The 16736-nt window shown below is 62.5% G+C and carries 24 protein-coding genes; 16 read left to right on the top strand and 8 right to left on the bottom strand.

What is annotated here, in order from left to right; genetic code table 11:
* The first annotated feature begins 56 nt into the window (after positions 1-56).
* From LB520_RS18250 to LB520_RS18280, 7 genes are all read left to right on the top strand, one after another.
* Positions 57-1628: an FAD-dependent oxidoreductase gene (locus tag LB520_RS18250; protein ID WP_224638377.1), complete on the top strand. Its 1572-nt coding sequence runs from the start codon at positions 57-59 to the stop codon at positions 1626-1628.
* An 813-nt stretch (positions 1629-2441) separates the two neighbouring features.
* A complete protein-coding gene (locus LB520_RS18255) occupies positions 2442-2798 on the top strand; it encodes a hypothetical protein (protein ID WP_224543968.1) in 357 nt (118 codons plus the stop codon).
* A gap of 66 nt (positions 2799-2864) precedes the next feature.
* Complete coding sequence (locus LB520_RS18260; RefSeq protein ID WP_224610457.1) at positions 2865-3101, top strand: hypothetical protein; 237 nt, start codon at positions 2865-2867, stop codon at positions 3099-3101.
* Complete coding sequence (locus LB520_RS18265; protein ID WP_224638378.1) at positions 3098-3427, top strand: hypothetical protein; 330 nt, start codon at positions 3098-3100, stop codon at positions 3425-3427. The genes LB520_RS18260 and LB520_RS18265 overlap by 4 nt, the downstream gene beginning before the upstream one ends.
* Positions 3424-3696 (top strand): DUF1488 domain-containing protein, encoded by a 273-nt coding sequence (locus LB520_RS18270; protein WP_224607383.1) that lies wholly within the window; start codon positions 3424-3426, stop codon positions 3694-3696. The genes LB520_RS18265 and LB520_RS18270 overlap by 4 nt, the downstream gene beginning before the upstream one ends.
* Positions 3697-3775: 79 nt before the next feature.
* Positions 3776-3958: a hypothetical protein gene (locus LB520_RS18275; protein WP_224607385.1), complete on the top strand. Its 183-nt coding sequence runs from the start codon at positions 3776-3778 to the stop codon at positions 3956-3958.
* Between the two features lie 111 nt (positions 3959-4069).
* Positions 4070-4219 (top strand): hypothetical protein, encoded by a 150-nt coding sequence (locus LB520_RS18280; RefSeq protein ID WP_095770103.1) that lies wholly within the window; start codon positions 4070-4072, stop codon positions 4217-4219.
* A gap of 203 nt (positions 4220-4422) precedes the next feature.
* Here LB520_RS18280 and LB520_RS18285 read toward each other — a convergent pair whose 3' ends face one another.
* Positions 4423-4821: a DUF982 domain-containing protein gene (locus LB520_RS18285; protein ID WP_224638379.1), complete on the bottom strand. Its 399-nt coding sequence runs from the start codon at positions 4819-4821 to the stop codon at positions 4423-4425.
* Between the two features lie 188 nt (positions 4822-5009).
* Positions 5010-5450, bottom strand: coding sequence for a hypothetical protein (locus LB520_RS18290; RefSeq protein WP_224638380.1), 441 nt, complete (start codon positions 5448-5450; stop codon positions 5010-5012).
* A 260-nt stretch (positions 5451-5710) separates the two neighbouring features.
* Between LB520_RS18290 and minC the strand changes: the two genes are divergently transcribed.
* The 6 genes from minC (at position 5711) to LB520_RS18320 (ending at position 10875) form a co-directional block, all read left to right on the top strand.
* Positions 5711-6601 carry a septum site-determining protein MinC gene (gene minC / locus LB520_RS18295; RefSeq protein ID WP_224638381.1) on the top strand — a complete coding sequence of 297 codons (891 nt, stop codon included), beginning with the start codon at positions 5711-5713 and terminating at the stop codon, positions 6599-6601.
* A gap of 161 nt (positions 6602-6762) precedes the next feature.
* Positions 6763-7578 (top strand): septum site-determining protein MinD, encoded by an 816-nt coding sequence (minD, locus tag LB520_RS18300; protein WP_095770099.1) that lies wholly within the window; start codon positions 6763-6765, stop codon positions 7576-7578.
* The gene (gene minE, locus LB520_RS18305) at positions 7575-7847 is read left to right on the top strand and encodes a cell division topological specificity factor MinE (RefSeq protein ID WP_042638296.1); all 273 of its coding nucleotides are present in this window, start codon (positions 7575-7577) and stop codon (positions 7845-7847) included. The genes minD and minE overlap by 4 nt, the downstream gene beginning before the upstream one ends.
* 340 nt (positions 7848-8187) lie before the next feature.
* On the top strand, positions 8188-9075 hold the full coding sequence (locus LB520_RS18310; RefSeq protein ID WP_224638382.1) for an EamA family transporter: 888 nt from the start codon (positions 8188-8190) through the stop codon (positions 9073-9075).
* 387 nt (positions 9076-9462) lie between these two features.
* Positions 9463-9969 carry a hypothetical protein gene (locus tag LB520_RS18315; RefSeq protein ID WP_095770097.1) on the top strand — a complete coding sequence of 169 codons (507 nt, stop codon included), beginning with the start codon at positions 9463-9465 and terminating at the stop codon, positions 9967-9969.
* A 372-nt stretch (positions 9970-10341) separates the two neighbouring features.
* Positions 10342-10875 (top strand): hypothetical protein, encoded by a 534-nt coding sequence (locus LB520_RS18320; RefSeq protein WP_224627727.1) that lies wholly within the window; start codon positions 10342-10344, stop codon positions 10873-10875.
* Positions 10876-11015: 140 nt separating this feature from the next.
* On the opposite strand, the gene LB520_RS18325 is transcribed toward LB520_RS18320, so the two are convergent.
* Together LB520_RS18325 and LB520_RS18330 are read right to left on the bottom strand one after the other, a co-directional pair.
* Positions 11016-11660 carry a response regulator gene (locus LB520_RS18325; RefSeq protein ID WP_224524745.1) on the bottom strand — a complete coding sequence of 215 codons (645 nt, stop codon included), beginning with the start codon at positions 11658-11660 and terminating at the stop codon, positions 11016-11018.
* Complete coding sequence (locus tag LB520_RS18330) at positions 11657-13054, bottom strand: sensor histidine kinase (protein WP_224607395.1); 1398 nt, start codon at positions 13052-13054, stop codon at positions 11657-11659. Before LB520_RS18330 ends, LB520_RS18325 begins: the two co-directional genes overlap by 4 nt.
* A gap of 1150 nt (positions 13055-14204) precedes the next feature.
* Between LB520_RS18330 and LB520_RS18335 the strand changes: the two genes are divergently transcribed.
* Positions 14205-14420, top strand: coding sequence for a hypothetical protein (locus LB520_RS18335; protein ID WP_224524740.1), 216 nt, complete (start codon positions 14205-14207; stop codon positions 14418-14420).
* 21 nt (positions 14421-14441) lie between these two features.
* On the opposite strand, the gene LB520_RS18340 is transcribed toward LB520_RS18335, so the two are convergent.
* From LB520_RS18340 to LB520_RS18350, 3 genes are all read right to left on the bottom strand, one after another.
* Entirely contained in the window at positions 14442-14597 is a 156-nt protein-coding gene (locus LB520_RS18340; RefSeq protein ID WP_181170782.1) for a hypothetical protein, read from the bottom strand.
* Between the two features lie 155 nt (positions 14598-14752).
* Complete coding sequence (locus tag LB520_RS18345; protein ID WP_224638383.1) at positions 14753-15133, bottom strand: YkvA family protein; 381 nt, start codon at positions 15131-15133, stop codon at positions 14753-14755.
* Positions 15134-15191: 58 nt separating this feature from the next.
* Entirely contained in the window at positions 15192-15374 is a 183-nt protein-coding gene (locus tag LB520_RS18350) for a hypothetical protein (RefSeq protein WP_036258067.1), read from the bottom strand.
* 248 nt (positions 15375-15622) lie between these two features.
* On the opposite strand from LB520_RS18350, the gene LB520_RS18355 reads away from it, so the two are divergent.
* Positions 15623-15772, top strand: a complete 150-nt coding sequence (locus LB520_RS18355) for a hypothetical protein (protein ID WP_095770090.1) — start codon at positions 15623-15625, stop codon at positions 15770-15772.
* A gap of 48 nt (positions 15773-15820) precedes the next feature.
* Here the strand turns inward: LB520_RS18355 and LB520_RS18360 are convergent, their stop codons facing one another.
* Positions 15821-16156 (bottom strand): hypothetical protein, encoded by a 336-nt coding sequence (locus tag LB520_RS18360; RefSeq protein ID WP_224638384.1) that lies wholly within the window; start codon positions 16154-16156, stop codon positions 15821-15823.
* Positions 16157-16472: 316 nt separating this feature from the next.
* Here LB520_RS18360 and LB520_RS18365 point away from each other — a divergent pair, with 316 nt between their 5' ends.
* Positions 16473-16730, top strand: a complete 258-nt coding sequence (locus LB520_RS18365; RefSeq protein ID WP_224638385.1) for a metal-sensing transcriptional repressor — start codon at positions 16473-16475, stop codon at positions 16728-16730.
* The last annotated feature ends 6 nt before the right edge of the window (positions 16731-16736 follow it).

Here is a 16736-nt window from a genome sequence, read left to right on the forward strand (position 1 = left end):
CCGCGCTGCGCAGCATTGGTCGCTGGCCATCCGATATCGTCTCGACGGGGCGCGCGATGAACGTCAGCAGCGAAGCGACCAGATCGTTTTGGATGCTCGACGCCAGCTTGCCCGGCGCACCCCGCCTCGAGCAAGACGAGCATTGCGACGTGGCCGTCGTTGGAGCCGGCATCGCCGGGATTTCGATTGCCTATGAACTAGCGCTGGCAGGGCGCAAGGTGGTGCTCGTGGATCGCGGCCCGTTGCTCGGGGGCATGACATCGCGCACGACCGCTCATTTGGCGCCGATCTGCGACGATGGCTTGAGCGCGCTGATCGACATGCGCGGCGAGGCTCTGGCGCGCGGATTTCAGGAGAGCCAGCAAGCCGCCGTCAACCGCATCGAGCGGCACGTTGCCAGCCTGGAGATCGACTGCGATTTCCGGCGGCTGGACGGCTTCCTTTTCCCGGCCGCATGGATGGACGAGAAGCAGGCCGCCAGAGAATGCAATAAGGAGTATGCGGCTGCGGCAAAGATCGGCGCCGAGGCTGAACATGGCAAAGGCGTGCCGCTCAAGGGTCATGAATCGGCGCCCATCCTGCGCTACCCCGGACAGGCGACCTTCCACCCGCTGAAATATTTGCGCGCCCTGCTGGCTGATTTCGAGAAACGAGGCGGCAAGGCATTCGCCGACAGTGCCGTTGTGGAGATCGAGGAAGGGGAGCAGGTTCGCCTGAAATGCGACGGCGGCTACACCGTCACGGCTTCGAACGCGGTGTTTGCCACCAATTCCCCGATCAACACATGGGTCAAGATCCATAGCAAGATGGCGCCTTACCGCACCTATGCCATGGCTTTCGAGATCGCCAGGGGAACCCTCCCGGATGCCCTCTACTGGGACATGGACGATCCCTATTACTACGTCCGCCTCAATCCCGGCCCCGGCAAGACGGACTGTCTCATCGCCGGCGGCCGCGATCACAAATCGGGCGAAGCGGATGACGGCGAGGCACGCTTTGCCGCGCTTGAAGCATGGATCAGGGCATTGGTACCCGATCTTGGCGCAGAAAGAGCGCGGTGGTCCGGCCAGGTTCTCGAAACGATCGATTATTGCGGTTTCATCGGCCGAAGCCCCGGAAACGGCAACGTCTTCATGGCCACCGGCGATTCCGGCCAGGGCATGACGCATGGTGCATTGGCCGGATTGCTGATCCGCGATCTGATCGTGGATGGATCAAACCCCTGGGAAGCCGTCTACGCCCCCGACCGGAAGCCGCCCGCCGCGCTCGCGCACTACGTCAATGAGAACCTTACAACAGTGAAGAACCTCGCCGGCTACTTGCTGCCCGGTGAGGTCAAGTCGGCCGGCGACCTCAAGCCTGGCGAAGGCGGCATCCTTCAGGACGGCTTGAGCAAGTTCGCCGTATGCCGCGACCGCGACGGCAAGCTGCACCGGCATTCGGCCAGTTGCACGCATCTCGGCTGCCTCGTGCACTGGAATTCGACCGAGCAATGCTGGGATTGCCCCTGCCATGGCTCGCAGTTCGCGCCGGACGGTACGGTGCTCAACGGCCCTGCCATCCGCGGCTTGGCCCGGCCGGAGGGTCGCGGATCTCGCGCGGAGCCCAAGGTGGCGTCCGGAGAGTGACCTGTAGCGGTTCACCCTTTAACGCAAACGCCTCGGAGGAAGCGGTGGCCGGACGACCATATAGCCGCTATGTGCCCGGATTTTCGGTGGCTTTTTTCTGGCCAAGCCTGTCGTCGTGTAGACGGCTTTGGTTGTGGCCGATAGGAGTGAAAAAATAATTCCGGGGAAGCTCAAAAATGTTTGGGTGAAATAATCCGAAGATTTTAGGCGAGCGCCTAGAAATCGATTTACCGCTGTTTCAGGCTCGGACCCGAGATTTCTATTTACCCGGAAAAAAAATAATAGACGTGTAAGTCTTGCTTTGAGCGCAATTGAGGCGCATACAAAAAGTGTTGATTTGGTTGAGTTTGGCTTTCGCCCCGTCGGAGCCGCGCCAATCCTTTCCGAATTTTCGACAGCGAAGCGTTGCGCCGGTCCGGCGCGGCAGCTTGCTCGTTTGAACCCTGGAACGACGCAGGGCGCTGACCACGGATGTACTGGCAGCACCGCAAATCGTTCCAGCGGTTCGACTGAATAACGCGGAAGTCCATCCTAGCATGTTTTCACGGGAAAGCTGCAATCGTGGCCATTCGCATCGCGTCCATCGTCGTCGTCTGCTTCGGCTCTCCTTGGTGCTGCCGCGCTTCAGACGCGCCGCGACCGCAGAGTATCTACCGATCTCGACGAGGAGGCCCGGAAGGGTCTTTCCCGCGACGCAACGCGGCCTCTTTCATTCACCTGCCGGCGATCCTCCGCCCAATGGGGTTCACACGGTAAAAGCATCGATCAACCGGCCTCTCTCGAGGCGGCGCTCGAAGACGACCGGAGACCATCATGACAAGCCTTATGCAGCGCAACACACGGCCGATACGGCACGGCGCCCCGCCGCGCTTGTTCGACATCGGACAGGCGGTCCGTCTGAAGGGAGATTTCCGGACATTGACCGCGGAAGTCTACCACGTCACCGGCACGCTGCCACCAAAAGAAAACTCGCCGCAATACCGCATCCGCAGCGACACCGAACCGCATGAGCGCGTGGTGACCGAGGATAGGCTGGAATCGGCCGGAACCCCGGCCTCGGATCCCGGCCTGATGCTGATCGAAAGGACGTTCGGACATGGCCAAGGGACGGCAACGCTCCAATCGCGAGACGAGGACGCCGAAGCAGGGAAGAATTCCGACCAGGCCTGAGAGCCCGTTCAATCAAGGCGCCGGCCTCGGCGCGAAGGGCTCGATGCCATCGCGCGGCGGGTCTCGATGAAGGTCGTGATCGAATTCTATCGCACGCGCGTCAGCGATGACGCGCATGCCGTCATCGGCCGCGAGACGGTGCTGGCAACCGATCTCGACGATGCAATCGAGATCGCGCGGCTTCTGGCGAGGACGCTGAACATGCCGCAGTGGCCGGATGCGGTCACGATCTCCGAAGCTGACGGCGCGGCCCTTTATTCGGAGATTATCGCCGCGCAGGAAGGTGAGGAAAGACAGGTATGAACAGGTCCATTGCCAACGGCGAGACCGAGGCGGGCCACAAGGCCGTATCCGGCTGTTCCCCAAACAACCGAAGCTGGTCGGGTCACGCCTTCAGGGATCATCAATACGGCCGCCGCGTCGAAGCGGATCATTCCTGGACCGTCTGCCATCTCTTCACCGGAATTCCGGCGCATGTCGACGGCGCTCCGATGGTCGGGCTGACGCGCGCGCATGCGACGACGAGCATGCTGGATCTCAACCGTCGCAATGTCGAGGCTCGAAAGGAATGGAATAGAACCCGGCCGGCAGCAGCTGAACACCCTGAAACACGGGTGGGCAACCCATGACGCTCGCCTTTCCAAATCCCAGCCGGAGTTTCGATCAAACGCGCCGCGCCGTCTGCTTCATTGGCCATGACGGTATGTTCCAGGTCCGCTTCTTCGTCGAGGTCGAGGTCCTTGGGACATTTGGCGATGCTGGGGGCAAGGAAACGGCCGAGATGGCATATCTTTCGGCATTCGACGCCTTGCGCAGCTCCATCCAGAACGCCGCCAGCAAAGCATATGCGCGCGAGCGCCGAAACTCCTACACGCTCACGGCTTCCGGCTTCCGATAGGCAGGAAGCCAATGTCGCAGGGAAAACCCGCAGTCGCGAATAGCCTTAGCCCTGGCTGCTACAAGAAAGGATAATGCCGATGCGTTTCATGAAAACCCCCGAGGCGCCGCCCGCCGCGATCAAGCCGATCGTCAGGTCCTCAAGCATCATGTCCGCGCGGCTGACGGTCAGGAAGGACGAGGCAGCAAGGCGCAAGCTCGCCGACACTGACGGCACCTTGCGGCGGGCACGTCAGATCGCAGAACGCAATCGCCTGATTTGACATGATGGCCGCCTGACTCTTGCTTGGGCCTTATGTCTCGCGAACTGTCTTTCCCGCTCCTGGGCATGTCCAAATCCCAAGGCGCAAATTGCCTAAATCGGAAGAAACACCATGGCGATGAAACCCAACTACCGATACGAGCGCAGCAAACGCGATCAGGCGAAGGCGGCAAAGAAAGAGGCGAAGCTCGCGGCCAAGGTGGCGAAAGAGAAAGTGGTGGATCCGGAAGACGAGCGGGAGGGGAGCACTGATAACGGATAATGTCGCGTTAGGCAGGCCGGCCTTGGAACCGCAATGACACAACGAGAGTCCGATCACTTCGAAATCGATGTGGAGTGCCCGCGGTGCCATCACCAGGCGAAAACGCGTGTGGGCTGGATACGCGCTCACACCCAGATGGAGTGTGAAAATTGCGGCGAGATCATCGACATCGAAAGTAAGAATTTCAGACCGCGCGAGCAGCCTTAAGGCGTCACGAGAATGGCCGCCTCGCGGGCGGCTGCTATGAACGCCTTGCGCGCGAATGAAGCCGGTCGGCGCCCGCTGTTTACATCCGTGCAGGCCTGAATGGCTGCGCGGTGCTTGTCGCTTCGCTTGCCGCGCCATCTTCGAAGCAGGAAGTCCAGGCAGGCGGCGGCATCGCCGATTGCCTCCCGTCCGCCGGCCGGATCAACGATGATTGTCACCGACTGGTCGAATTTTTCATTTGCCATCACTGCGCTTAGGCCGCGGCGCGCAACATAGCAAGCACTGTTTGTGGGACTATCGGACGGGCGAACGGGAAGCAGCTTGAATGACGCGAGATCTAGGCAGTCGGCGGGAAACCAGCCGCAAGCAAAAGCTTCGTTCGCATGCAAGACCAAGGAGAGGCTCCTGGACAGCCCGACCTACTCAGCAAGAGATCAAGCCGGACTGTCCTCGCCGCACCAGCGAGATCGTATCGTGCGCCTTTGTTTCCTGTCTGGCCAGCAAAACCGCAGCAAATGAGACCCGTTGAGCTGCCGACCGCGACTTGTGCAGAGGTTCGATCGCCGATCGGCAATTCGCTTCTCTAGCTGCTGCTCGCCCAGATCGAGCATCCGACCTTCTGCCCCGTCGCCGGGTCCCGCGCGGTCTTCGCGAACACCCGCCTCAGACCCACCCTGTTGGATGCGACATCCTTGCTTGCGAGGTAGTTCGGGTCGCCGACTTCCCAGTGATAGCGCGTGTTGGCAGGCGCCTGCTTCCAGGTGAATTTCGAGCGGTAGGCCACCTGGCCTGGCGCGGTGTTGTCGAACCGGCAGTCGATGGTCGCCGGCATCATTCCCTTGGCGCTCATCGCGCTAACGACCTTGTCCGCATCGGACGTCGTCAGCCATTGGTCTGTGCTGCTCGTCTGGAATGCGTCTATTCCGCTCGGCTGGTGCGTCATGCATCCTGCAAGCACCATCAGGACTGCCATTGCGGCACCTGTCTTGCCTGCTCGCTTGCTATCTAGCCGGTCAATGCCCATGCCCGTCTCCTCCCTGAAGAGAGTGGAAAGTTCCGGGCAAGAAGATGGTCCGCGCGCGTCGCTTCGTATATTAGGCGCTTCACACGGTTGGCTCGTCGGAGACTCGATCTTCTGCGAATTGCGGGCGGCGGCTGGTCTTGTGACCGCCCGGCCACAGCAGTTAGCCGCGTCAGCTATTAACGGCTCCAATCCCCAAAATTAACCTTTTGTTAACCATTAGCCCGGCACCCTTTAACCATTGAGTAAGGATTCGCCCGGTCGTGACCTTCGCCGCCCCTTTGCACAACAAATCGATCCGCTTTCGCGCCCGTTCCTTCGTCGCTTTCACGCTGACGCCGGAAGCGCCGATCGCCGACTGGCTGGAGGGGTTGGATCACTGGATCGCCAATTCGCCGGGCTATTTCAGCGGCCGCCCGGTGGTGCTGGATTTGAACACCTTGCAACCGGGGCCGGAGGAGATCGCAGCACTTGTCGGCGTGCTCGGCTCGCGCGGCATCCGCGTCTATGCCATCGAGCTCGAAGGCGCCGAGCTCGGGTCTGAATTGCCGCCGCTCTTGGCCGGTGCCAAGGAGGCGACCGCCGAGGGCTTGCTTGGCCGGGCCGCGCGCAAGGCGCGGGCGGAAGAGCTGGAAATGGCCGCCGCCGGGGAGCGGGCCGAGGTGACTCGGGAAAAGATCCAGGCGGCGGCGCCTGCCGAGGTTCTGCAGGCGACCGGCGATGAGCCGGTGGATCCCGAACTGGCGAGGCTGGAAGCGGTCAGGATCGAGCCGGCCCAGACCGAACCGGAAAAGCCAGGGCAGGGCGCCGTGCCGGCGCCTGCCGCCGGCACGCTGATGATCAAGGCGCCGATCCGCTCCGGGCAGTCGGTCTTCCATCCGCATGGCGACGTGATCGTGCTGGGCTCGGTCGCGTCCGGCTCGGAAATCGTCGCCGGCGGTTCGATCCATGTCTATGGCACGTTGCGCGGCCGGGCGATCGCCGGCTCGGAAGGCAATATTTCGGCGCGCATTTTCTGCCGCAAGAACGAGGCCGAGCTGCTCGCCGTCGACGGCTGGTACACCACGGCCGAGGAGATGGAAGGCACCTCGCGCGGCAAGGCCGTGCAGGCCTTCCTCGACAATGATGCGTTGTGCGTGGTGCCGCTCGGCTGAGTTCTTGGCCGCAAGCTTCGGACCGGTTTCGCGTGCGAAGGTTATCAGTGCATGTCGCCCCAAGTGCAGCGGTTTTGGGAGAACGACATGCACCAAAAGCGAAAGATCCCGCCGTGCCTGGCACGGCCAGAGAATAAAAACCGCCAATGGAGGCTGGATATATGGGCAAGGTAGTCGTGGTCACATCGGGCAAGGGGGGCGTCGGCAAGACAACCTCGACGGCCGCGCTCGGCGCCGCCGTGGCCAGGACAGGCAAGAAGGTGGCGCTGGTCGATTTCGACGTCGGCCTGAGAAACCTCGACCTCATCATGGGCGCCGAGCGCCGCGTGGTGTTCGACCTCGTCAACGTTATCCAGGGCACGGCGAAGCTTTCGCAGGCGCTGATCCGCGACAAGCGGCTGGAGACTCTCTACCTGCTGCCCGCCTCGCAGACGCGCGACAAGGACGCGCTGACCGAAGAGGGCGTGGCGGAAGTCATCGCCCGGCTGCGATCGGTGTTCGACTATGTCTTCTGCGACAGCCCTGCCGGCATCGAGCGCGGCGCCCAGCTCGCCATGCGTTTCGCCGACGAGGCGGTCATCGTCACCAATCCGGAAGTCTCGTCGGTACGCGACTCCGACCGTATCATCGGCCTGCTCGACGCTCGCACCATGAAGGCCGAGCAGGGCGAGCTGGTGCAAAAACACGTGCTGGTCACGCGCTATGACGCGGCGCGCGCCGCGCGCGGCGAGATGCTGTCGATCGACGACGTGCTGGAGATACTCTCGACGCCGCTGCTCGGCATCATCCCGGAAAGCCAGGATGTGCTGCGGGCCTCCAATCTCGGCTCGCCCGTCACGCTCTCGGAACCGCTCAATGGTGCCGCAAAGGCTTACCTCGAAGCGGCAAGACGCCTGGAAGGTGAGGACCTGCCGGTGGTCGTCCCCTTCGAACGCAAGGGCTTCCTCGACCGGCTTCTCGGAAGGAGGGCCGCATGAGCATCCTCGATCTCTTCAAGCGGCGCACCAGCGCGCCCGTGGCGCGCGAGCGGCTGCAGCTGCTGCTCGCCTATGAGCGCCAGAGCCGCGGCCAGCCGGATCTCGTCTCCATCCTGCGCGAGGAGATCATGGCGGTCATCGCCAAGCATGTGCAGATCGACCAGGACTACCTCCAGGTCTCTATGGACCGCGGCGCGACCATGTCGACGCTGGAGATCGACATCCAGATCCCCAACAAGAGCGCCGCGCCGCTCGCCATGGCGGGATAACGCCGGCGCATTTTCTCTCCCTCGCCAAAGGCGGGGGAGAGGTTGCCGTGCTGCGGCCGGAGTGGGGGCCTGCGCCAACGCTTCGTCCTCGGCTTGATCCCAGGATTCACGCCGTTACCTTCGACTTGGAGCACGGCGGTCCGGAATTCCGTGCGCGTTGCAACGCTTTAGCGCCATGGCATGACCCTGGGTCTGCGCGCGTCGCTTCGCTCCTTGCTCCGCGCCAGGATGACGAAGGCGTAAACCTCACTCTCTTGTCCCACCATCCGCCCCGCACTGCCTCACGACAGCGTGGTGCCCGCGCCCTATCTCCATTCCCGAACCAGGGATGGAGCCAGGATTGATCTCGACGCAGACCGCGAAGCCGGAAACCCATGTCGGCGCAATGCCCGTTCTGGGGCTGCTCGGCGCCATCCTGTCGGTTCAGGTCGGCGCCGCCTTTGCCAAGGGGCTGTTCCCGGTGCTGGGCTCGGAAGGCACGACCATGCTGAGGCTCGCCATCGGCGCGCTGATGCTGGCGGCGGTGCTGAGGCCCTGGAAGGTGCTGCCCTCGCGGAAAACCCTGCCTTGGCTCGCCGCCTACGGCATCACGGTCTGTGCCATGAACATGCTGTTCTACGCAGCGCTCCAGCGCATTCCGCTCGGCATCTGCGTGGCGCTCGAATTCACCGGGCCGCTGCTCGTCGCTATGCTCGGCTCCCGGCGCATGCTCGACCTCGTCTGGGTGGCGCTCGCGATAACCGGCATCGTGTTGCTCTCGCCCTTTGCCGATGCCAGAAGCGGGCTCGATCCGCTGGGGGTGGTGCTGGCGCTCGCAGCGGGCGCCTGCTGGGGGCTCTACATCATCTTCGCGCAGAAGGCCGGCGCCGAGCTCGGCGTGCGCACCTCCGCCTATGGCATGGCGATCGCCGCTGTGTTGGCGCTGCCTTTCGGCTTCAGCGCCGCTCAACCCTATCTCGCCGACCCGCACATCATGGCGGGCGCGGCCGTGGTCGGCCTGTTCTCCAGCGCGCTCCCCTTCTATCTGGAAATGCTGGTGCTGGCGCGCATGCCGGCCAAGGTCTACGGCATGCTGGTTTGCCTGGAGCCGGCGGGCGGCGCGCTGACCGGCTTCCTGTTTCTGCATGAGAAGCTCAACCTTTTGCAATGCGCGGGCGTCGCTGCCGTCATTGCTGCCGCCTTCGGCACGGCGGTCGCGGCGCGGCGGCCGGTGCCTTTGCCGGCCTGAATCCATCTTTCGGACCGGGGCAATCCCGGACAATGCGCAAAACGGCAGGCTCGGCGCCTCGCGGCGGTAATCCATCCTGAGCTGCTTCGAAACAAGGACGTGCGATGGTTTGCCGTTTCCGTGAAACGGTGAACCGCTTCGGCACCCGCAGCTCGTTAAGGGGTTGGTTGGCTTTGGAAAAACACCCCCGTGGCGGCAACATCCGACCGCATCCGGTGGTTGAAATAAGACCTAAGTCCTATAACAAAATTGCAATAGGTCCGAATGGACAAGACATGGGTCGTGGGCCACTTCCTTATGCACTGCTGATTGGGGATGCTTATGCTGCGATATTGCCGGTGGGGTAGTTCGGCCGACGGGCTGAAGGGCTGGCATGGGGAGAACCGAATGCGCACATCGCGCGGGGGCTGCAGGCTAGTCTTGCCAGCGCTGGCTGCGTTGGCGCTTGTCGTCGCGCCTGTCAGTCTCTCCGTCGATGGTCTCGTCGTGACCAAGGCCTATGCCGACAAAGGCGGCGGTGGTCATGGCGGCAGCGGTGGTGGAAACGGAAGCGGCGGCGGCAACAGCGGGAACGGTGGCGGAAATAGCGGCGGCAACAGTGGAAACGGCAATAGCGGCGGCAACAACGGAAACAGCAATAGCGGCAGCAACAACGGCAAGAGCAATAACGGCGCGAGCAGCAGCGCGGCAGGCACCGCGGATGTCGATAGTCATGTGAACGCCGTTACCGGCGACAAGGTCGAGGCCACTAGCAGCAGCATCCAGGTCACGCACCGCAATGGAATGAAGGAGACGATCGAGAACGGCCGGTTCAGGATGGAAGACAAGTACGGACGCACCATCGTCGACCGCAGGGCTACCATGGCCGATCTCAATCGCCTGAAGAACTTGTGAGACAGAGTTTGTGGGAGTGAGGTTTTATCCGGATTAGATCTTAAGGGACCGAAGGTCAGCGCTGCAAAATCAGGTTGCCACCTTTTGCTTCGTCTCTGCGGTCCTGATCGTCTTGCGATGGAACTTGGCTACTCACCTTGCCCCCGCCTTCGTGCGGGGGTAATTTTTTGCGCCGGGAAAGCCTGTCCGTTGCGACATTGGTCAGCTATGGCGCCGGAAATGGTCCGACGGGTGGGGGCAAGGGTCGTGGGCCGCTTTCGTCGCCCCGCCGGAATGTGAATTCTCGCCCGGATCAACACACCGGTTCCGCCTCGTCTGTGCCGTGAGCGGAGCTTCAGCCATGCGGAAGTGGGACCGGAACGAAGAGAAGATATGCGAAACCGCCCCTTCAGCAGGCTCGCCTGGCTCGCGCTGCGTGTGTTTAGCGCGCTGGTGCTGATCTTTGCGCCCTGGCACATCACCTTTGACGGCGCGCCGAGGATTGCCGCAGCCACCGCCGCCGGTAACGGCAATGGCGGCAACGGGGGGAACGGCGGTGGTGGAGGCGGCGGCAGCGGTAATTCCGGCTCGGCCGGCGGCTCGAATTCCGGCAATAGTGGCGACAACGGCAACAGCAATGGCCAGGGCGACAACGGCAATAGCAATGCCGGCGCGAGCAACCCCAATGCCGGGCCGGGCAACAACAGCGGCAAGGGCAATACCAATCCCGGCGGCAAGAATAGCTACACCAATGCCGCGACCGGCGACACGCTTTCGATCGACGGCGATAAGGTCACCGTCATTCATCGCAACGGTATGAAGGAGCAGGTCCAGAACGGCCGTTTCGAGATGACGGATGCGCAAGGCCGCACCATCATCGAACGGCAAGCGACGGAGGAGGACCTGTCGCGCCTGCTGAACTTGTGAGCGTTGAGAGTTGAAGAACCGGGGAATTGAAGAACTGAAGAACTGAAGAACTGAAGAACTGAAGAACTGAAGAACTGAAGAGTCCTCTCTTATCCAGTTTCCCGATTCCTCAATTCCTCAATTCTTCAATTCCCCAGGCCTTAGTGCCTTTCCCTCGCCTCATGCATCAGCAGCGCCGCCTCGGTGCGGTTGCGCACGTTGAGCTTGGCGAGCACCCTGGTCATGTGATGCTTGACCGTCTTCTCCTGCAGCGACAGCCGGGCGGCCACCTCCTTGTTGCTCAATCCTTCGGCGACCAGTTTCAGGATCTCGGCCTCGCGGCCGGTGAGCTGACTGAGCGGATCGGGCTTGCTGCCGGTGGGTTGCAAAAGGTCGGAGAGCAGCCTGGCCGAAAGGCTCGGCGATACGTAGCTCTGGCCGTTGGCGACATCGCGCAGGATCTCGGCCAGCGCCTTGGAGCCCACGCCTTTCAGTACATAGCCGCGCGCGCCGGCCTTCAGCGCCTGGGCGACATCGGCATTGGTCTCCGATACCGTGAGCATGACGATCTTCTGTTCGGGCATCGCTGAAAGGATACTGGCGAGCGCGTTGAGACCGCCGCCCGGCATGCTGATGTCGAGCAGGAGAATATCGGGCGCGCTGGCGCGCGCCAGCCTTTCGGCGTCCTCGGCGCTGGCGCCTTCGCCGACAAGCTCGAAGCCGCCGATTTCGCCGAGGCTGCGCGCCACGCCCTCGCGAAACAGGGGGTGGTCGTCCACTATTGCGATGCGGATGGATGTGCTCACGGTTGCTCCTCGACAGACAAGGCAATCACCAGTCTTGTTCCTTCCGGGCCGGACAGCGTCTCGAACTGCCCGCCTATGCTTTCGATGCGTTCCCTGAGGCCCGCAAGCCCAAGGCCCTCGCTTCGGGCCGGGTCGAAGCCGGGACCCGAATCCATCACCTCGACCAAAAGCTTGCCGCCTTTCGTCGTGGCTCTGACCTGCTGGCCCTTGCCCTTGCCATGCCGGAAGGCGTTGTTCAGGCCTTCCTGCACGAAGCGATAGACGCTTATCTTTTCCGAGGTGCCGAGTTCCGGCAAGCGCTCAGGCAGGGTTAGCAACACCTTGGTGCTGGTGCGGCGCTCATGCTCGGCTACCGCCAGCCGCAAAATGTCTGCGATGGCCTGCGCCTCGATCTGCGGCAGCACCAGCCCGTTGCAGATGCCGCGTATCTCGCGCATCGCTTCGCCGAGCGTCTTGTGTATGCCGGCGATCTCGGCTTCGCGCAGCTGGCTGGACGTGGCCGGGTCGACCAGCGCCGGGCTGTCCATCCTCAGCGCGGCAAGCGCCACCAGTTGCGCCGGTCCGTCATGCAGGTCGGCGCCGATGCGCCTTAGATACCGCTCGTTGATCGCTGTGGCGCGGCGCGAGGCGCGTTGAACGCGCTGGCGCAGCGACGAGTTCTGCGCCAGGGCCGTCTGCAATTCGGAAACCTTGGCCTCGAGCGCAGCCTGCTGCGTGACGATGGTGCGGCTGCCGCGGAAAACGATGCCGGAGAGCAGGGCAAGCGCCGCGGCGGTGGCGGCCGCCACCACCAGCCATGTCCACAGCAGAGCTGAGTGGAGCGATTCCTCGAAGTCGCCGGATAATTCGTAGAATTCGCTGACCGCCACGACCTCGCCGGACCACGGCTCGCGCACCGGGTTGTAGATTTCGAGCAGCGGAACGCCCATCGACCGCTCCTTGTCGTCTTCCTCGTCCTCGAGCCTGTTGTATTTGACCATGACGTTGCCGGCGAAAGCGGCGATGAGGTTGGCGTTGGGCCTGATCTGCTTGCCGATCAGGCTGGCATCCTTGGAGTAGAGGATCGTTCCGTCGCGCCGCCACAGCTTGAACGAGACCAGCCTTTTCCCGAGCGCGCCCTGGCCCAGCGTCTCGTCCAGCGCGCGCTTGACGGTGTCGTCGAGTTCCTGGCTCTTGCGCATATCGGGCAGCAAGGGTGCGATCACGCTGTCGACATAGAGCGCGGTGGTGGCGGCGGAATTGTGCAGGACCCCGTCACGGATCTGCGATGTCACCCACAGCCCAACCACGAGCATCACCGCCAGAAGGCCGATACCGCCCGCGATCACGAACTGCCAGGCCAGAGAGAGCCCGCTCCAGATTCGTGCAGGTCGTGTTAAATACCTCCCAAACATCGGCACCATTCACCCACCCGTCCGCGACAGTATAGGTGAGGGGAGGCAATTGCGACACCGACCTTGGTCCGTGCCCGTGGGGAAGGTTAATGGCAGAGCAGGTTTGGGCGCACGCCGACGGGTGGGCTTTGATTCGCAAGCAAGGAGGCTGCTTGCTCCGCCGGGCGGCAAAGCCAGCGCCATTCCTGTTGACGGAGGAGACGCGGGCCGGCTGCCACCTGAAATTACAGGTTCTTTTGCAATGCCGACACAACCACCAATCAAGCCCCGGCTCCAGACCAACGGCATATGCCCCGCGGGATATAGCGCCACACCGCTGATGCCTTGGCCTGGCGCGGTCTCTTCATCGATCGTTGTGGATGTAGACATATAGCGGCGACCTCTCGCGGGCGGCCCGGCTTGCAACCCGTCCATATCGGCGGGCGGGCCGCTCTTTCCCGACATGAACTGCGGACGTCGCGGCAAAAATTTGCCCCCAAAAGAAGTCAGGATCAAGCTGTTGATGGGTCGAACAACCGCCGCATATACAATGGGCTTCATCAAGCTGTTGGCAACGCAGTATGGACGTCGGCGAAAAAAAGCGAAAAAGAAACCAGCGGTTGTCAATTTTTGAGCTCGAGGCACTGCGGGAAGCTTTCAGGCAGTCCGTTCGCGAGAATGACGTCGCGGAAGCGGAATGGGCGCAACACGCCGAGCTTTTCGTCAAAAGAGCGCTTCGAGAAGACGGTCGTCTTACACGAGTTTGAGCGCTCGGGCGCCTGAAGCAATTCCAGGAAGGTCTGCGCGGTTTTCAGCCTTGGAGTTGCGGCACCGCGGCTTCCAACCGGTCGGACCATTGCGCCGGCGCGTAGGACCTCAGCAACAATTGCGGGCGCAGCGGGAAACCGACACTCTATCCCTGCGCCGGCTCCCCCCAAGGAAACCCAAAGGTCGGCGCTTCAGCCCGGCTTGCCAGTCAAAGAGCCGTACTCTTTTACCGCCAAGGCAAGCCGGGCTACCCCAACCGCCGGTCCGGCACTTTCCGCTCGTTTGTCGCATCGGTAGCAGCGTTGCGCGGTGCCGCCAGCCTGGCCCCACGGGTCATTGCAATGCGCAGAGGGTCATCCGCTTTCGCGGAACGAAAAGGGGAGTCGGCGCGTTTTCCGCCGCGATGTCGAGGACTCCTCACCATCACAAGGCCGAAAGCCCTTTTCAGGCTTCCGAGGCGGAGCGCCTGGCGCGTGCGCAAAAGAATGCCAGGCTGAAGGATCTTCGCACCCACGCTTCATGGCTCGTGCTCGATCCGCAGGCTCACTTCCAGGAGGTGATCGACTGTTCGGCATTGCTCGGCGACCTGCCGATCCGAAAGATCGCCGGCGACGGTTAGGAATTCCGTGCCTTTCAGGCTTCAGGCGGGCTGTAGCCGGGCGGCGTCCTGTCGGGATATCTCGATCAGTCGCGCGATCGCCAATGGCGCCATCAGCGCAAAGAACGCCGTGACATCGAGGAGGATCGACCGCGCCAGATCGAACCCGCTGTGGTCGTAGCAAACTGCGAATTGCATCACGCCTGACCCTTTTGACCCTGCACACTGCGCATGTGGTTTCGCGCGCGCCAAAAGCATGGCCCTGATTTACAACAAATACAAGATGTCGCTAATCTAAAGATGGCCGCGCCAGGCCAATGCAATCGATGCCGTCTGGTCAGGCCCCGAAGCATTCAGACTGGCTTTGGCCAGAACAGCCAAATGAGAGCCAGCGCCGCCAGTACCCAGAGCGCGATCATGAAGGCGAGCCCGGCCTTGCTCACCGGCTTCTCGCGTCGCACCGCCTCTTCGCGGAATTCCTGCATCAGATCGGCCGGGACCAGCTTGACCGCCAGCATGATGCCGACAGGCACGATCACCAAGTCGTCCAGGTAGCCGATTATGGGGATGAAGTCCGGGATAAGATCGACGGGGCTCAGCGCATAGGCCGCGACCGCACCCGCTGTGGCTTTTGCATACCAGGGGACACGCGGATCGCGGGCCGCAATCCACAGCGCCATCACATCGCGCTTGATCCCTCGCGCCCATTGCTTTGCCGAGTCGAAAGCCGACATGCGCCTATTCTATAGCTGTGCGGGTCTTGAGGCCATTCAGCGATGGCCGGCTGGCCCCTCAGGCGCAATCCTTCAGTTCGACAACCTCGACGCCGAGGCGGAAGGCCTGGCCATCGGCATAGGAGCGCGCATATTGCTCGGCTTCGAATGGAAAGATGAGCGTTGTGCCGTAGGCGGTGACGCGCACCGTCCACTTCTGGCCCCTGACGAGTTCAACGCCGTGAAGCTTCGCCGTAACCATCTCACCCTCCTCAGATCCGGCACTTCAGCGACATCGGCATAACGTCGCGAAAGTCATTTGAATACAAATAATCCGACTCAATCGTGTCGTTACGGTGTCGCTTCCGACATTGGGTCGTTTGCGTCCGTGAAATGGTTCACCGACAGCAGCGCTTTTTTTGCCGGCGGGCCGTGACTGGGCGGCAAGGCCCTGCTCGGAACCGCGAGGGCCCCAGGCGGATTAGAGTCCTGGTTCACAAGGAGACCGCCATGATCCGCAAGCTGAAATCCGGTGAATACCGGCTCTATTCGCGCAAAGTCGATCCCAGAACCGGCAAGCGCCGCAACCTGGGCACCTTCAAGTCCCGCGAAGCGGCAGAAAAGCACGAACGCGAGGTGCAGTATTTCAAGCGTCACTAAGGCAGTCCACCGCTTCACGGCGAGGAGGATCGCGCCTCTGCTACCGGTTTACCCGTGTGGTCTCGGCGGGGTGCGCGGGCGAGGGTGGCCGGGCACGTTCGAGCCGATATGGTCGAGGTCGCAACGCCTCGTCACCATTTCGACCGAGTTGGTGTCGACCGTCACGCGTCCCAGCACCTGCACGGTCGTGCGTCCGAGATCCTCGTCGACATGCACGACGTCGCCTTCGAGTCTGAGCTTGTCGCCTGGCTTGGCATTGGGCTCGGCCATCGAATAATTATGACCATCGCCGTCGAGCTTCAGCATCACGCGGTCCTTGATGCGCTCGATCACGGTGACGATGACAGCCACCCGGTCGCCTATCTCCACTGCGGGCCGTGTCATTGCGGCCTCCTTTCGCGCGGTCTGGCCGCCAGAGCCGCCTGGCCCCCACGGTAGGTGGCGGCAGCCGCTAAAATAAACGGCAAACCAAGCATTTGGTTGCCGCGGGGCTGCCGCTCGCCGCAGCCGGTTGATCACATGAAATCGGGATTTCGCGGCAGAGACTGCCCCGCGGGCCAAGGACCTGCTGCGTCGCGAGCATCTGCCAGCGGGCACGCTCGGCTGGGCGGCGAGTCCAGCCCTGCCGCGGGCTAGCCTCGAGAGTTCGAGGCGTATTGTCTGTTGGCAATATCCTACCCAGGGGGATAGGATATTTGCCATGACGATACACAGCTCCCATCCCGATATCATCGCCCGGCTCAAGCGAGCGCATGGCCATCTCGCCGCCGTGCTCACCATGTTCGAGCGGGGTCGGTCCTGTCTTGACCTCGCGCAACAGCTCCACGCCGTCGAAAGCGCGGTCGGCAATGCCAAGCGCGAGCTGATCCACGACCATATGGAGCATTGCCTTGTCGAAGGCGGCGAACCGACCAGGGACACGCTCAAAGAGCTGAAGCAGCTCACCAAATATCTATGAGGCGGC

The organism is Mesorhizobium sp. CA12 (assembly GCF_020165255.1).
Taxonomy (GTDB): domain Bacteria; phylum Pseudomonadota; class Alphaproteobacteria; order Rhizobiales; family Rhizobiaceae; genus Mesorhizobium.

Coding starts and splice junctions, on each gene's coding strand:
- LB520_RS18340 (WP_181170782.1), bottom strand. CDS start 14,597: ATGCAATTCGCAGTTTGCTACGACCACAGCGGGTTCGATCTGGCGCGG.
- LB520_RS18355 (WP_095770090.1), top strand. CDS start 15,623: ATGATCCGCAAGCTGAAATCCGGTGAATACCGGCTCTATTCGCGCAAA.
- LB520_RS18275 (WP_224607385.1), top strand. CDS start 3,776: ATGCGTTTCATGAAAACCCCCGAGGCGCCGCCCGCCGCGATCAAGCCG.
- minE (WP_042638296.1), top strand. CDS start 7,575: ATGAGCATCCTCGATCTCTTCAAGCGGCGCACCAGCGCGCCCGTGGCG.
- LB520_RS18280 (WP_095770103.1), top strand. CDS start 4,070: ATGGCGATGAAACCCAACTACCGATACGAGCGCAGCAAACGCGATCAG.
- LB520_RS18335 (WP_224524740.1), top strand. CDS start 14,205: ATGTCGAGGACTCCTCACCATCACAAGGCCGAAAGCCCTTTTCAGGCT.
- LB520_RS18345 (WP_224638383.1), bottom strand. CDS start 15,133: ATGTCGGCTTTCGACTCGGCAAAGCAATGGGCGCGAGGGATCAAGCGC.
- LB520_RS18320 (WP_224627727.1), top strand. CDS start 10,342: ATGCGAAACCGCCCCTTCAGCAGGCTCGCCTGGCTCGCGCTGCGTGTG.
- LB520_RS18265 (WP_224638378.1), top strand. CDS start 3,098: ATGAACAGGTCCATTGCCAACGGCGAGACCGAGGCGGGCCACAAGGCC.
- LB520_RS18260 (WP_224610457.1), top strand. CDS start 2,865: ATGAAGGTCGTGATCGAATTCTATCGCACGCGCGTCAGCGATGACGCG.
- LB520_RS18250 (WP_224638377.1), top strand. CDS start 57: ATGAACGTCAGCAGCGAAGCGACCAGATCGTTTTGGATGCTCGACGCC.
- minD (WP_095770099.1), top strand. CDS start 6,763: ATGGGCAAGGTAGTCGTGGTCACATCGGGCAAGGGGGGCGTCGGCAAG.
- LB520_RS18360 (WP_224638384.1), bottom strand. CDS start 16,156: ATGACACGGCCCGCAGTGGAGATAGGCGACCGGGTGGCTGTCATCGTC.
- LB520_RS18290 (WP_224638380.1), bottom strand. CDS start 5,450: ATGGGCATTGACCGGCTAGATAGCAAGCGAGCAGGCAAGACAGGTGCC.
- LB520_RS18330 (WP_224607395.1), bottom strand. CDS start 13,054: ATGTTTGGGAGGTATTTAACACGACCTGCACGAATCTGGAGCGGGCTC.
- LB520_RS18350 (WP_036258067.1), bottom strand. CDS start 15,374: ATGGTTACGGCGAAGCTTCACGGCGTTGAACTCGTCAGGGGCCAGAAG.
- LB520_RS18365 (WP_224638385.1), top strand. CDS start 16,473: ATGACGATACACAGCTCCCATCCCGATATCATCGCCCGGCTCAAGCGA.
- LB520_RS18270 (WP_224607383.1), top strand. CDS start 3,424: ATGACGCTCGCCTTTCCAAATCCCAGCCGGAGTTTCGATCAAACGCGC.
- LB520_RS18315 (WP_095770097.1), top strand. CDS start 9,463: ATGCGCACATCGCGCGGGGGCTGCAGGCTAGTCTTGCCAGCGCTGGCT.
- LB520_RS18255 (WP_224543968.1), top strand. CDS start 2,442: ATGACAAGCCTTATGCAGCGCAACACACGGCCGATACGGCACGGCGCC.